The sequence below is a fragment of the Crassaminicella indica genome (assembly GCF_019203185.1).
Classification (GTDB): Bacteria; Bacillota; Clostridia; order Peptostreptococcales; family Thermotaleaceae; genus Crassaminicella; species Crassaminicella indica.
Window position 1 is genome coordinate 149,666 of sequence record NZ_CP078093.1, and the last position, 14,441, is coordinate 164,106.

Below are 14,441 nucleotides of genomic sequence, written 5' to 3' on the forward strand. Positions count from 1 at the left end.
AAACGTTTTCTTTTGCTTAAATATTTATTTAAAAAGGGGAAAATATTCCCCTTTTATTTACTTCGCAGCCGCTGCCTCTCTTTCTGCTACAGATGCCTCATCTATTCTTGCAATCCTTCTTGCTAATTCTTTCTTATGCTCAAGATTTCCTTGTCTTGCAATCATAATTCTTTGTGCTTGTGGTGAACCTGCTCCATGCATTGACTCTGTTCTGTATCCTACTGCTGCTGTACCTAATGTCATATTTTCAATAAGTCTTAATACTCTCATTCTATGCTCTGTTGGCACAGAATTTACGCCTTTAAAGTATTTTTCACAAACTGGTCCGATTACTGGATGCTTAAAATCTTTTTCTGATGGCATTGTTACCATAAGTCCACCTGCTATATCTTCCGCAAGTCTTGTGATTTCATATGGGAATCTTGTTACATTTTGCTTACAGACATTTGCAAGTAATAAATCGATTTGATAATTTCCTGCTTCTGTCTTGTATCCTTCTGCTGAACAAGCTATACCACAGCAGTATAATGTTTCATTTAAGTGAGTCATTTCAATCAATTTATCTTTTATATGTGAAGCTTTTGCTGCTCCATTGAATTCCGCTGCTAGTGCTGCTGCTCCTATAAGTACATCCCCTACACCTACTTTACATCCACCATAGCTTTGACGATGATATCCTGCAAATCTTTCTACTAGCATTCCTGCAAATTCTATTTCTCCATTTAAGAATATTCTATCATTTGGAACAAATACATCATCAAATACTACTAATGCTTCTTGTCCACCAAATTTTTTGTTTCCTACATCTATATCTGCACCATCCTCTAGCTTCCTTGTATCGCAGCTTTGTCTTCCATAGATCATATAAAGCCCTTCTGCATCTGATGGTACTGCAAAGGATACAGCATAAGCTTCATCTCCTTCTCTCATAGCAATTGTTGGCATGATTAAATGCTCATGAGAGTTTACTGCTCCTGTTTGATGAGCTTTTGCTCCTCTTACAACAATACCATCTTCTCTCTTTTCTACAACACGTAAGAAAAGATCAGGATCTTCTTGCTTGCTTGGTGATAACCCTCTATTTCCTTTAGGGTCTGTCATAGCTCCATCTACTACTAAGTCATTTTTTTGTACATACTCTAAATATTTTTTGAAATTTTCATGGTAATTTGTTCCATGTGCTTTATCTACTTCATAGGTAGTGCTATATACTGCATTAAAAGCATCCATACCTACACAGCGTTGAAAGCATGCTCCTGTTTTTTGCCCGAGTAATCTTAACATCTTTACTTTCTTTCTTAAATCATCAGTGCTTTGATGTAAATGCGTAAAACGATTTATTTTTTCTCCTGTTAAATTAGATGTTGCTGTCATCAAATCCTCATATTGTGGGTCCTGTGCTAATTCATAAGTCATTGCAACTGAATTGATAGATGGTCTGATGATTGGATGATCTACAAAATTTTCAACCAATTCTCCAAACATGTACACCTTTATGTCTAATTTTCTTAAGCTTTCAAGATACTGCTCTTTTGTCATTAATGCCATTTTAAACCATCTCCCTTTTTATTTTTTTTGATATGTTTTTAACAAAGCAAAGCTTGTGCCATTTTTTATATTAATAATAAATTTCTTGAATTTTTTACAATATGTGTAATTTAGAATATTTATTCATATAGTTATTTTTTTCTTTTTTATACAGAAACAAAAATTCGTTGCAATACTGCAACGAATTTTTGAAATTTCTTTATGGATTTCTTTTATTTTTTTGACTTTTTATACTAACTTCCTTCATTTACACATTTATTGCAAAAACGCAACTTGTTTTTGTATTTTTGCAACTAATGTATTTTTTTATATTTTTTCCTTTTTCTAACAAATGTAGAAGCATCTATCCCTAATGCTTTTGCCGCACTCCTTACATTTCCATACTTTTTAAATGCCTTATCAATCAGTTCCATCTCTACCTTAGCAACAGCATCCTTTAACGGCACAATCTCATCTCTTAAAGTTATTTTTTTATCTCTATTCCTACAAACCATATTTTTAGGTAAATCCTCAGATATAATTTTATCTCCACTACTCATAATAAATACTCTCTCTACAATATTTTTTAATTCTCTAACGTTTCCTGGCCAATCATATTCGTAAAATACCTCTAATGCATCTTTACTCAATTCCTTGCTCCAATTATATTTCTCATTAAGCTCAGAAAGAAAATAACGCGCAAGAGGAATAATATCCCCTCTCCTTTCCCTTAGAGGAGGAATATAAATCGGCACAACATTTAATCTATAGTAAAGATCTTCTCTAAATTGCTTTTGCTTTACCATTTCTTCAAGGTTACGATTTGTTGCAGCCAAAATACGTACATCTATTTTAATAGGAACCGTTCCTCCAACACGCTTAATTTCTCTCTCTTGCAGTGCACGAAGAAGTTTTACTTGCATATCTAAAGGCAGCTCTCCCACTTCATCCAAAAATAAAGTTCCTCCATTCGCAACCTCAAATATCCCTAGCTTTCCTTCTCTATTAGCTCCAGTAAAAGCTCCTTTTTCATATCCGAACAATTCAGACTCAATTAAATTTATAGGAATTGCACCACAGTTTATTTTTATAAATTGCTTTTTCCTTCTATTGCTATTCTTATGAATAAATTTTGCTGCTTCCTCTTTTCCTACCCCCGTTTCTCCTAATAATAATACCGTTGTATCTACCTTTGCAACTCTTTTTGCAATACGCATAGTCTCAAGCATTTTTTCATCTTCTGCAACAATATGTAATGTATTTAAAAGCTGCAATCGCATTTCTTTAATTTCAGAATAATATTTTTGAGCTAGTTCTTTGTTTTTTTCAAGCTGCTTTTTAAGCTTTGCCAGTTCTGTAATATCTCTAACGTTTGTTACAACCATCGTAATTTTGCCATCACCATCAAAAATAGGCGTACTGGTAACTAATGCATTTTTCCCTGTACGAAATTTTTGATGGATAGTAGTGGTTTTTTTAGTCTTCAGCACTCTTAAAGTTGCAGATTCAGAAATGCATCCTGATTTTTCTAGTTCTATCATATTATTTCCTAACATTTCTTCTCTTTTTACGCCAGTAATTCTCTCATAAGCTTTATTTATTTTCATCGTATTTGCTTTTCCATCTGTAATATAAATACCATCGTATGAAGATTCAATGATTGCATCTAATTTTTTGGATATCTGCTGTACAGTATTTAATTCATCTATTATACTTTGTAAATCAGCTCTATCTTTAAAAACAATCACCCCAGCAGCAACCTCTTCATCTTTAAACAAAGGAATACGATCACATATTAGCTCCTTATTCTTAAATCGAATCTTTTCTGTATATATAGTTTTTCCTGTCTTAATCGTTTCATGAAGCTTTAATTCTGGTAAAATATTTTCTATTTTTAATCCTATAATATTATTATTTAAATTCAATATCCTAACAGCAGAAGGGTTACATCGCGTAATAACACCATGATTATTAATAATAATAACACCATTATTCGTAGAATGTAATATCGCCTTAATCTCTTTAGACTCCTGAATTTCTTTTTCTAAAAGCTTCTTCGACAAATCCGTACGAGTAAGAATTCCTACTAAATTTCCTTTTGCATCTAAAACAGGCAGTCTTCCTACATTCATATTCCAAGCATCTTTTATATCCGAATTTTCATTTATAGTAATAACCCTTTTGGGAGAAATCTTGTCTATAGAAGTGAGAGGAGAAACTTTATTCGCAAAAGCTTTCATTACATCTGTTTTTGTAATGATACTTATTAATTTTCTATTTTCATTGATTACAGGAGCACCATCAATATGATTTTTAATAAAAATCTTTACAACATGATTTAATGTATCATTGATCGTTACCACAATAGGATCTTTTGTCATCAAATCTTTAACCTTCAACAAAACACCTCCCCGTTTTCTCATTATTACCATTATATCACATGAAAATCAAAAAAATCCTAGTAAACACTAGGATTCCAGTTTCTCTTGGAGGCGGCACCCAGATTTGAACTGGGGAATAAAGGTTTTGCAGACCTCTGCCTTACCACTTGGCTATGCCGCCATTATTGGAGCGGAAGACGGGATTCGAACCCGCGACCCTCGCCTTGGCAAGGCGATGCTCTACCACTGAGCCACTTCCGCAATATGAAATTTTGGTGCCCAGAGGCGGAATCGAACCACCGACACGGGGATTTTCAGTCCCCTGCTCTACCGACTGAGCTATCTGGGCAAATTGGCGACCCGGAAGGGGCTCGAACCCTCGACCTCCAGCGTGACAGGCTGGCATTCTAACCAACTGAACTACCGGGCCAAAACAAATTAAGATTTACACCATAATAAGCACTTATGCTTACTGACAAAGAATATTATACCATAAACCAAAAAACTGTCAAGAAATATTTTATATAATTGGTAGAAGTAGCAAAATGCAATTTCTACCAATTATACTGCTTGCTCATATAATCTTAATAAATGCTCTTTATCAAAATGATACTTCTTATTACAAAAATGACAAGTAAGCTCTGCTTGTCCATCTTCTTCAATCATTTCTTTTAGAGCTTTTTCTCCAACACTAATAAGTGCCTTCTCAAGCTTTTCAACAGAACAATCACAAGCTAGTCTAACTTCTGTTTTATCTAGTATTTCAACATCAAAGCCTTCTAAAAGCATTTTTAAAATTTCTTCTCCATCAGATACTGTTTCCATTAGCTTTGTAACAGCTGGAATATCCTTTAACTTTTCTTCAAGCTTTACAATGATTTCTTCCCCTGCATCTGGTAAAACTTGAATGATCCATCCACCTGCATGTTTTACAGTATAATCTCTATCAACTAAAACACCTAAAGCTACAGCAGAAGGCTGTTGTTCTGAATAAGCAAAATAAGCAGTAAAATCTTCTGCAATCTCTCCAGATACTAGATCAGATTGTCCAATATAAGGCTCTTTCAAACCCAAATCCTTAATAACTACCATCTTTCCTTTTCTTCCTACCGCACCACCAACATCTAGTTTTCCATCTTCTCTTAAAGGTAATTCTATATGAGGATTTGACACATAACCTTTTACGTTTCCACTTGCATCTGCTACTGCTAAAATTTGCTTTATAGGACCTTCTCCCTTTATCTGAACAGATAGCTTATCCCTTTGACCCTTAAGCATCAGTCCCATCATAGCTGTTGCTGTAAGAGTTCTTCCTAATGCTGCAGTTGCAACAGGTGTTGTATCATGTATTTTTCTTGCTTGTTCAACTAAATCTGTTGTCACTGCTAAAAAAACTCTTAAATTTTTATTCGCAGCTACTGCCCGAATAACATAATTTTTCATAGCCACATCTCCCTCCTTGCTCAAAACAGAATAATATCATATAATAATGACAACAACAAGTACATATATAAAAATTACTCTTAACAAAAATATACCCTACTCTTTTTTTATTATTCTTTTTATAAAAATAAGCATGATACCTTCATGTCAAGGATCACGCTCACTTTATTTATAATTATTTTTCAGCCTCTATTAGCCTTTTAAAATCTTGAATATTTTTTTTACCCTTTTCCTCTAAATAATTTATTAATTTATTCACAGATGTATTAATTACTAACTCCTCTGGCATATCAATCTCTTCAAACATTTCTTCCACATAATCAAATCTTCCTAATTGAGTTGCAATATGTGTATCCGTACCAACTGCTACTCTTACATCTAATTTTTTAGCTAGCTTAGCAATTCTCATGCAAATATCTTTACTCCCCGGTCTACTTTTTCCAAAAGAACTATTATTAATTTCTATCAATATATTATTTTTTTTAGCAGCTTTTAGTACCCTTTCTTCATCTATAGGAAATATAGGATTTCCCGGATGTGCAATTATATCTATATATTTATTCTCCATAGCTTGTATCAAGGTGTTTGTATTTTCTTCTTTGCCCTTTGCCTCTACACAAACATTATGAAGACTTGCAATCACAATATCTAAATCTTTTAAAACATCATCTTTTATATCAAGTTCCCCATGCTCATTAATAATATTTGCTTCTACTCCCCTAAGTACAAATACATCATCCATAACTCTTGGTATAACCTTTTGATTCTTTATATGATATATATGTGGTCCTCCAGGCATTGCTGGTCCGTGATCTGTAAGGGCAAACATTTTAATTCCTACATTTTTAGCTTCTCTTACCAAATCATGTACAGTACTGTAGGCATGTCCACTAGCTATTGTATGACAATGGGTATCTAATACAAATTTCATAGCTACATCTCCTCCTTGTTCAAAACAGAATAATATCATATGATGATGACAACAACAAGTACATGTATAAAAAAATTACTCTTAACAAAAATATACCCAACCCTTTTTTTATTATTCTTTTTCTAAATACTTGCTTTGAAAATATCCAAACATCGAATAAGAGTATTCTTTTATAAAAGAATACTCCTATTCGACTGCATTTTTATGAATTTTTTATAAACATTTTTTCATACAAATATGTTCTATACCAGCTTCATCAAAAATATCTCCATAAGCTTCAAACCCTAATTGCTCATAAAAGCCCTTAGCTGACATCTGTGCATGTAATCGAATTTCTTTTCCACCTAGCTCCTCTACCTTTTTTATAATATTTTCCATTATCACTTTTCCATAATCTTTTCCTCTATGCTCTTTTAAAACAGCTACTCTTCCTACTAAATAATAAGATTCCTTTTCTAATATTCTCCCAACAGCAATCGCTTCATCATTCTCGTATCCTACTATATGATAAGCTTGATCATCAAATTCATCTAATTCTAGTTCTATAGGAACATTTTGTTCCTTTACAAATACTTCGTAGCGAACATGACTTGCATCTTTAAAATCTTCTTTTCCTTTTGACCATTTTATTTCCATTTATATCCTCCTTCAATTTATTGAATAATTCGCTAATCTGTCATATAATTTAACAAAATCATATCATAATATGATATATAGAACAATTAAAAAAACTGATTTTTTTCAGTAAAATTGATTAGGAGGATTATATGGATACAAAAAAAATTATTGATAAAATCGTAGCAACTTCTAATGCAAGTGTTGAGGAAATCGTAAATATATTGCATTCTCATTGTGATGATTATTTATTTGATCAAGCAGATCAAATAAGAAAAAAATACTGTGGTGATGAAATCCACTTAAGAGCTATCATTGAATTTTCGAATCACTGCCGTTGCGACTGCTCTTATTGTGGAATCAATAAGCAAAACACCACTTTATATAGATATAGAATGGAACCAGCTGAAATAATTGAGTATGTAAAAAAAGCCTATACAGCAGGCTATAAAACCATAGTTCTTCAGTCTGGTGAAGACATGTGGTACACTAAAGAAAAAATAACTTCTATCATTAAAGCTATTAAAAAGCTTGGCGATATTGCGATCACCTTGAGTATTGGAGAAAGAGATTATGATACTTACAAACAGTGGAGGCTAGATGGTGCAGATAGATTCCTTATAAAGCATGAAACAGCTGATGAAGCTTTATATAATTCCCTTCATCCCCATTCATCATTTAAAAATAGAATAAAGTCATTAAAATGGCTCAAGGAACTAGGCTACCAAATAGGCAGTGGCTTTATGATCGGCCTTCCTGGTCAAACATTATATACTATTGCAGAGGATATACTTCTTCTAAAAGAGTTAGATGTAGATATGGCTGGAATTGGTCCTTTTATTCCTCATCCTAAAACAAAGCTCAAAAGCTCCTCTACAGGAAGTAGCCTTCTAACTTTAAAAGCCCTTGCAATTACAAGAATTTTATTAAAAACGCCTCATTTACCTACGACTACATCATTAGAAGTAATCAATATAAAAGATAGAAAAAATGCTTTTTATACTGGTGCCAATGTAATAATGCGCAAAGTTCACCCATATAAATATAGAAAACTATATGAAATATATCCAAATCCATCTATTCAAGAGAAAAGTATAGAAGAAGAACGGAAAGAAATAGAAGATTATATAAAAATGCTAGGTAGAAAAGTATCTATTAGCAGAGGAGATTCATTAAAATAAAAAATTAATTTTATACATAAAAATACTACTCCTATTCATTTAAGAGTAGTATTTTATATATTTTTTATTGAGCTTTAATAACATTAGATCTTAATTTTAAGCTTTTGTGTTAATTTTACGCCCAATATCCCCCCTATTGTTAATGAAGGAAGGAATACCCATCCAGATAATGACATATTCGATAATCCTGAATACAACGCTCCCACATTACATCCTAAAGCAATTCTAGCACCATATCCCATCAGCAATCCACCAATTGCATAAAATAAAATATCCTTTAATCTAAAATCTTTTTTAAATGAAAAATGTCCTGCTAATAAAGGTGCTATCAATGCTCCTACTATTATTCCCATATTTCTCATTGAACCTGGGTCATTAAAAAATCCTGCTTCCATAGTTGCCATTCTTCCAGAGAACCATCCCCAATCAGAAACATCTATTAATCCTAATCCTTGATAGAACCAAGCTGCCCATTGTGCAAATATTGCTGTTACTCCCCAGCTTGTTCCTGTTGTAACTAATATAGTTATAAACATAATCATCAATAATACCGCTCCAGTATAATAAGACCATCTCTTAACAAAAAATTTATGGTATGTTTCTTTGCTGAAGAATTTGTACTCTTTTGGCTCAGGCAATTCCTTTTCCCAATCAGCATATGTTTCTAATTTTAAAGTATTTTCTTTTCTTCTCTTATCTTCATATTTCTTAGCAATAATATAAATAAATAAATATCCTAACAATGAAAGTATAATTGTTCCCATAAACCCGAAAGCATCTGGCAAATAAAGTCTTTTGTGTATATCAAAGAATATACTTTGCTTCCACCATGGCATATCATGTGCTCCCCATAATGCTCCTGTTGAGAAAAAGAATAATACAATTAATCCTCTTCCTTCTCCTTCACCCGCATCTGTTAATGTTCCTGAAGCACAGCCTCCACCTAACATCATACCAATACCAAATAATATTCCACCTAATATAGTAGCTAAATTAGCTGGTTCAACATAATCAGAACCCGGAATTACAGGTGCTCCTGATTTAATTGCTCTATAAAATACATCTCCTCCGTTAATATATGATCCATAATGTATTGCTGCTGTTGCTAATAATGTAATAGAAAATAAAAACATGAGTGCTTTTGTCAAACTGCTATCTCCAGTTAAATATATCTTTCTGATCCCGCCTGCAAATCCAAATCTTGATCTTTGCATAATATATCCAATAGCTAGTCCAATAACTAGATGCAGTGCTAATCTGTAATCTTTTGCATATTGGATTGTCGCAAATATGATCATTGCTATTAAAATTCCAAATCCAATAAATACTTGGTTCTTCTTCAATTTCTTTTCCCCCTTAAAATTTATTTAGTATTATAAAACATCATCTAATTATTAGGGGCATTAAGCCCCTAAGCTTTTATTCAAAATTGTAATCTGTAACAATCATTTTTCTGTCAGTTGTTTTATCATTGAAATACTCATAGAAAGATAATCCTAAGAATCCACCTGATATATTATAAACATTTTCAAATCCTAAATTTTGAAGTGCTAATACTGCATTATAGCTTCTTTGTCCACTTCTGCAATGTAAGTAGATTGGCTCATCCTTTGGAATTTCATCTAATCGATCTCTGATTTCACTAAGAGGCAAGTTTTTAGCTCCTATAATATGACTCTCATCATATTCATCTTTCTCTCTTACATCTATAATATAAGCACCACTTTCAACTAAACCTCTTACATCTGCTTCACGTACTTGTCTAAAGTCTCCATGCAATAAATTAGAAGCTACATATCCTGCAAAATTCACCACATCTTTAGCTGTTCCAAATGGTGGCGCATAACATAATTCTAAATCTCTTAAATGGTTTACAGTTGCTCCAAATTTAATAGCTGTGGCAATAACATCTATTCTCTTATCTACATTTCCTTTACCAATCGCTTGCGCACCTAATATTTTTCCTGTTGGTATTTCATATATTAATTTAAAGTGAACTTGTTCACATTCAGGCATTAATCCCACTTTATCCCCTGGAATTACCTTCACTACATCATATTGAATATTTAAGTTAAGAGCTTTAATCAACCCTTCGTTTAAGCCTGTAGCAGCTCCATTATAATCAAATACCTTAATAACAGATGATCCAATAAATCCTGTATTAGCTATTGGTCTTCCATGAATATGATCTGCTACTGCTCTAGCTTGCTTTTGAGCAGGTCCTGCCAATGGCAATTTTGTCATAGAGTTTGTTAATGCATGGTATACTTCAATAGCATCTCCTACTGCATAAATGTCTTTATCATTTGTTCTATAATTTTGGTCTACTTTAATAGCACCTGTTTGTCCTAGTTCTAGCCCTGCTGCTACAGCTAAATCAGTTTCTGGAGTTACACCAATTGCCATAACTACTGCTTCAGCATCTATTTTCTTTCCAGATTCTAAAACAACTGTATTTTTTTCAAAAGAGCTTACTTTATCTCCTACAATTAGATTGATACCATGATCATATAGCTCTTTGTGTAGAATCTGCACCATATCATAATCAAATGGTTTCATTATTTGAGGCATAGCTTCAATTAGAGTTACATTATATCCTGCTTCCTTTAAATTTTCAGCAACTTCAACTCCAATGAATCCTCCACCTATTACGGATACATTTTTAGTTTCCATATTTTTTACAAATTTATTTAATTTTTCAATATCTACAACATTTCTTACTGTGAATATATTAGCATTTTCAATTCCTGGAATTGGTGGAACAATAGGTCTTGCTCCTGGAGATAATATTAATTTATCGTATGATTCACGGTACTCTTCTCCAGTTAATACATTTTTAACTGTTACTTCTTTCTTTTCTCTGTCAATAGCTATTACTTCATTATTTACTCTAGCCTCTATTCTGTATTGTTTTAAGAATTTCTCTGGCTGCATAAGCACTAAGTCATCACTATCTGCTACTGTTCCACTTAAATGATAAGGCAAACAACAGTTTGAGAAGGATACGTGAGGTCCTTTTTCAAACATAATTATTTTGTCCTCTTCGCTAAGTCTTCTTAATCTAGCTGCTGTAGATGCACCACCAGCTACTCCACCAACTATTAAAAATTTTCTACTCATATTTACTCCTCCATAATCTTAAATTTTTTTATATATTTCATAACAAAAATAAGCATTGCTATAACATTTAAAGAAGCTACTATAAACATCAACAAATCTGCTGCATCAAAAATCACATCAAAGTTCGAAATACTAAGTATTCCAGATAAAGTTATTAATGTTATATAAAATAAAATTCTTTTATTTTGGCTTATATACATAGTTTTATTAAGAAAGTGAAATGCTCCTAATACTGTTGTTAAGCCAGATAAAATAAAGAAAATTATCACAATTGCACTCCCTAAATATCCTGTTACAGAAGCTACACTTGTAAAATAACCTGAAATTCTTTCAAAGCCATATTTCGTTAGCTTTATATTCTCCAAGTTATATCGTCCATACATAAATACATATGATGTTATGATAACAGCTATAAATGTTGTAATAATCGTTGATATAGTTTGAAGCAAAGCTTCTCTTCTTGGAGAATTTTTAGCATCTGCACTTGCTAATGCACTAGTCCCTAAGCCCGTTTCACTTATTTGTATAATTCTTTGAAATCCTGTGATAAGACCTATTGGTATGCCAATAGAGGCTGATCTAAACTTTAGAAAGTCTTTCCAAATCAAGGATAGATACTCAGGAACAAATTCTACTGTTGAAAATAAAAATACAACAAAAAACATAGTATAAAATAAAATGATTAAAGATATCATAGATCCTAAAGTATTGATAAAAAGTTTATGGCTTTTTGTTATGACTATAATAGACATAGCTGTGATCAATGGCAATATGATATAAAGCAACAATCCAATCTGAGTAAATTCATATTTGAAATTTTCCTTAAAAAATATCTTGATCACACTCTGTATTCCAGTTAATTGAAATCCTACAAAACCAAAGGAATATAGTGTAACTAAACATATAGTATACACAGTTCCTGCTTTTTTATTCAAATTATAATCTATAAAATCTCTAGGCGTCTTTTTGGTTACTTGAGAAAATAATACCTCTGAATATGTTAATGGAACTAATAAAAGCATTCCTATAATAACCCATAAAACAATGCTCTCTCCTCCAATACCATTATTCGATGTTTTCCACATGGCTGTTAAGACACCAATAATAGCACCTGTTCCAATTTTAGATGATAAAGATATAGAAAGAGCGCTTTTCATTTTTGAAAATTCCCACTCAGCTTTATCCTTTTCACTTATAACTGTCAGAAATTTTATCATTCTATAAGTTACAAATCCCCCTGCAATTATAAGAAGTGGCAAAAATACGTTCCACAAACAACCATTTAATTTGTTAATTATTTGACCGAATTCCTTTACTATACAATCACCTCCTCCAGTCAACTTTAAATTTCATGCTTCAAAATGAAATATAAAAGATACTTCATTCCAGATAACTTTTGAAAAAACAAAACTTCATTCCATGAAAAAATACTAAACCTTCAAAACTCACTTCGTTCAAACAATGAAGGTTATTAACGTATTTTTTATGAAATTTCAGTAAGTTTTTTTACAAAAGTTATCGAAGTCATTCACTTATCTTTATATATTTCTTTTTTTATGTTGAAGTTGGATCCTTATATAAATAAAAACTATAGTATTTCGTTTGTTAATTTTCTATCAATTAGATTATAATATATCCTCTGCTTTTTTTATAATAACCAAATGTTATATACTATAACACTTTCTTATATGAATCTCTTTTGTTTAAATGTGTTTATTTTTGGGTATCATAGTGATATAATAGCTATATCTTTAACAATTTTTATAGCTTTGAGGATGTGAACACATGAATCTTCAATATCTACGTTCATTTTATATGACGGTAAAATGCAACAGCATATCAAAAGCTGCAAAAACTCTTCATCTTACCCAACCAGGATTAAGTCTACAACTTCAAAATCTAGAAAAAGAACTCGGCGCTAATCTTTTAATACGAAGTAATAAAGGAGTAGAATTAACAGAAGAGGGAAAAGTAGTATTCAATTATGCAGATACCTTACTATCCATTCAAGGAAATATAGAGAGGGATTTAAAAAATTTACAGCAGGATCAGCCACAGCTAATGATTGGTTCGTGTAAAAGCGTAGGAGACTATGCACTTCCTTGTAGTATTTACACCTTTAAACAGCTTCATAAAGAAGTAGATATCAATCTAGAGGTAACTAGCTCTGCTGAAGTTATTGAAAATCTTCGTCAGCATACTATTAATATTGGAATCATTCAACATAATCCAAAAGCAAATGATATTATTACACAAACTATAGTTTCTGACGAATTGCTTTTAGTAGGAAATTGTCATGATTCTCCAAAACAGATTTCTTTAGAAGAACTAAAAGAAATCCCTTTGATTTTACGTGAAAAGAATTCTGGAACAAGATACTTAGTAGAAGAAGCCTTAGAAAAAAAAGGAATTGACTTGAAAGATCTGAATGTCATTTATAATCTAAATTCTTTAGAAGCTATAAAATCTTCTATTCTTGCAGGGAAAGGATTTTCTTTTTTACCAAAGTTAATTATCCAGCAAGAACTGAAAGACTCTAGCATCAAACCAGTTTTAGTAGAGGATCTAACTATTCATTTTGATTACTACATCGCTTCAAGAAAAAAATACAAATTCACAAAATACGAGCAAATGTTTGTAGATTTTATTATATCTCACAAAAGAGGATTTTGCTAAAAAAAGGAAGACAACCGTCCTCCTTTTTTTATAGCAAAAATCTAATCAAAATTTTACTTCCTATCCATGCCCCAAATATAGCAAAAATTCCAAAAAACCAAGCATGTAAAGAAAAAGATGGAATACCACTAAAAAAGGCACCTATATTGCACCCAAACGCAAGTCTTGTACCATACCCCATTATGATTCCACCAAAAAGAGCAAAGATAAATTGTCTTTTATTCTTTATTTTTTTCCATTTAAATTGAGATGCTAACAACGTTGCAATTAAAGAACCTACTATCACACCCATATTTAAAATTGTGTATTGATTAATAAATACATGATCATTTGAAATCACAGGAGCATAATAATATTTAAAATGATCAAAATACTCCCAACGCAGTGGTTCTAATCCAAACCACTCCAAAATCCCAACACCCCACAGTAAAAAACCACTAGTAATCTGCCAGCTTATCCCACTTACAGCCAACAGCATAACATTTATAAATCCTAATAAAATTCCTCCTACCCAATAAGGCCAAGGCTTTTTTAGCCATGTCACAATGGGCTTCATCAAATCTCCTC

General features: G+C 32.0%; 11 protein-coding genes and 4 tRNA genes. 2 read left to right on the forward strand and 13 right to left on the reverse strand.

What is annotated here, in order from left to right:
• Positions 1–57 precede the first annotated feature (57 nt).
• The 9 genes from KVH43_RS00895 to KVH43_RS00935 form a co-directional block, all read right to left on the reverse strand.
• On the reverse strand, positions 58–1,548 hold the full coding sequence (locus KVH43_RS00895) for a 4-hydroxyphenylacetate 3-hydroxylase family protein (RefSeq protein WP_218283068.1): 1,491 nt from the start codon (positions 1,546–1,548) through the stop codon (positions 58–60).
• Positions 1,549–1,841: 293 nt separating this feature from the next.
• Positions 1,842–3,926 carry a sigma-54-dependent Fis family transcriptional regulator gene (locus KVH43_RS00900; RefSeq protein WP_218283069.1) on the reverse strand — a complete coding sequence of 695 codons (2,085 nt, stop codon included), beginning with the start codon at positions 3,924–3,926 and terminating at the stop codon, positions 1,842–1,844.
• 88 nt (positions 3,927–4,014) lie between these two features.
• Positions 4,015–4,089 (reverse strand) — tRNA-Cys (locus KVH43_RS00905).
• Between the two features lie 5 nt (positions 4,090–4,094).
• A tRNA-Gly gene (locus KVH43_RS00910) sits at positions 4,095–4,169 on the reverse strand.
• Positions 4,170–4,181: 12 nt separating this feature from the next.
• Positions 4,182–4,257 (reverse strand) — tRNA-Phe (locus KVH43_RS00915).
• A 4-nt stretch (positions 4,258–4,261) separates the two neighbouring features.
• A tRNA-Asp gene (locus KVH43_RS00920) sits at positions 4,262–4,338 on the reverse strand.
• 131 nt (positions 4,339–4,469) lie between these two features.
• On the reverse strand, positions 4,470–5,351 hold the full coding sequence (gene hslO, locus KVH43_RS00925; protein ID WP_218283070.1) for an Hsp33 family molecular chaperone HslO: 882 nt from the start codon (positions 5,349–5,351) through the stop codon (positions 4,470–4,472).
• A gap of 175 nt (positions 5,352–5,526) precedes the next feature.
• Positions 5,527–6,282 carry a phosphatase gene (locus tag KVH43_RS00930; RefSeq protein ID WP_218283071.1) on the reverse strand — a complete coding sequence of 252 codons (756 nt, stop codon included), beginning with the start codon at positions 6,280–6,282 and terminating at the stop codon, positions 5,527–5,529.
• A 213-nt stretch (positions 6,283–6,495) separates the two neighbouring features.
• Positions 6,496–6,918, reverse strand: a complete 423-nt coding sequence (locus KVH43_RS00935) for a GNAT family N-acetyltransferase (protein ID WP_218283072.1) — start codon at positions 6,916–6,918, stop codon at positions 6,496–6,498.
• Positions 6,919–7,049: 131 nt separating this feature from the next.
• On the opposite strand from KVH43_RS00935, the gene hydE reads away from it, so the two are divergent.
• On the forward strand, positions 7,050–8,078 hold the full coding sequence (hydE, locus tag KVH43_RS00940) for a [FeFe] hydrogenase H-cluster radical SAM maturase HydE (protein ID WP_218283073.1): 1,029 nt from the start codon (positions 7,050–7,052) through the stop codon (positions 8,076–8,078).
• An 83-nt stretch (positions 8,079–8,161) separates the two neighbouring features.
• Here the strand turns inward: hydE and KVH43_RS00945 are convergent, their stop codons facing one another.
• From KVH43_RS00945 to KVH43_RS00955, 3 genes are all read right to left on the reverse strand, one after another.
• Positions 8,162–9,421 carry a YeeE/YedE family protein gene (locus KVH43_RS00945; RefSeq protein WP_218283074.1) on the reverse strand — a complete coding sequence of 420 codons (1,260 nt, stop codon included), beginning with the start codon at positions 9,419–9,421 and terminating at the stop codon, positions 8,162–8,164.
• Between the two features lie 76 nt (positions 9,422–9,497).
• Positions 9,498–11,198 (reverse strand): FAD-dependent oxidoreductase, encoded by a 1,701-nt coding sequence (locus KVH43_RS00950; protein ID WP_218283075.1) that lies wholly within the window; start codon positions 11,196–11,198, stop codon positions 9,498–9,500.
• Positions 11,199–11,200: 2 nt separating this feature from the next.
• Positions 11,201–12,538, reverse strand: coding sequence for an alanine:cation symporter family protein (locus KVH43_RS00955; RefSeq protein WP_255547775.1), 1,338 nt, complete (start codon positions 12,536–12,538; stop codon positions 11,201–11,203).
• 445 nt (positions 12,539–12,983) lie between these two features.
• On the opposite strand from KVH43_RS00955, the gene KVH43_RS00960 reads away from it, so the two are divergent.
• A complete protein-coding gene (locus KVH43_RS00960; protein WP_218283076.1) occupies positions 12,984–13,874 on the forward strand; it encodes a LysR family transcriptional regulator in 891 nt (296 codons plus the stop codon).
• 28 nt (positions 13,875–13,902) lie between these two features.
• On the opposite strand, the gene KVH43_RS00965 is transcribed toward KVH43_RS00960, so the two are convergent.
• A complete protein-coding gene (locus KVH43_RS00965; protein ID WP_218283077.1) occupies positions 13,903–14,430 on the reverse strand; it encodes a YeeE/YedE thiosulfate transporter family protein in 528 nt (175 codons plus the stop codon).
• Positions 14,431–14,441 lie beyond the last annotated feature (11 nt).

What these genes read in the sequence shown, in the direction of transcription:
- hydE (WP_218283073.1), top strand. Translation starts at nt 7,050, where the DNA reads ATGGATACAAAAAAAATTATTGATAAAATCGTAGCAACTTCTAATGCA.
- KVH43_RS00895 (WP_218283068.1), bottom strand. Translation starts at nt 1,548, where the DNA reads ATGGCATTAATGACAAAAGAGCAGTATCTTGAAAGCTTAAGAAAATTA.
- KVH43_RS00965 (WP_218283077.1), bottom strand. Translation starts at nt 14,430, where the DNA reads ATGAAGCCCATTGTGACATGGCTAAAAAAGCCTTGGCCTTATTGGGTA.
- KVH43_RS00960 (WP_218283076.1), top strand. Translation starts at nt 12,984, where the DNA reads ATGAATCTTCAATATCTACGTTCATTTTATATGACGGTAAAATGCAAC.
- KVH43_RS00950 (WP_218283075.1), bottom strand. Translation starts at nt 11,198, where the DNA reads ATGAGTAGAAAATTTTTAATAGTTGGTGGAGTAGCTGGTGGTGCATCT.
- KVH43_RS00935 (WP_218283072.1), bottom strand. Translation starts at nt 6,918, where the DNA reads ATGGAAATAAAATGGTCAAAAGGAAAAGAAGATTTTAAAGATGCAAGT.
- hslO (WP_218283070.1), bottom strand. Translation starts at nt 5,351, where the DNA reads ATGAAAAATTATGTTATTCGGGCAGTAGCTGCGAATAAAAATTTAAGA.
- KVH43_RS00930 (WP_218283071.1), bottom strand. Translation starts at nt 6,282, where the DNA reads ATGAAATTTGTATTAGATACCCATTGTCATACAATAGCTAGTGGACAT.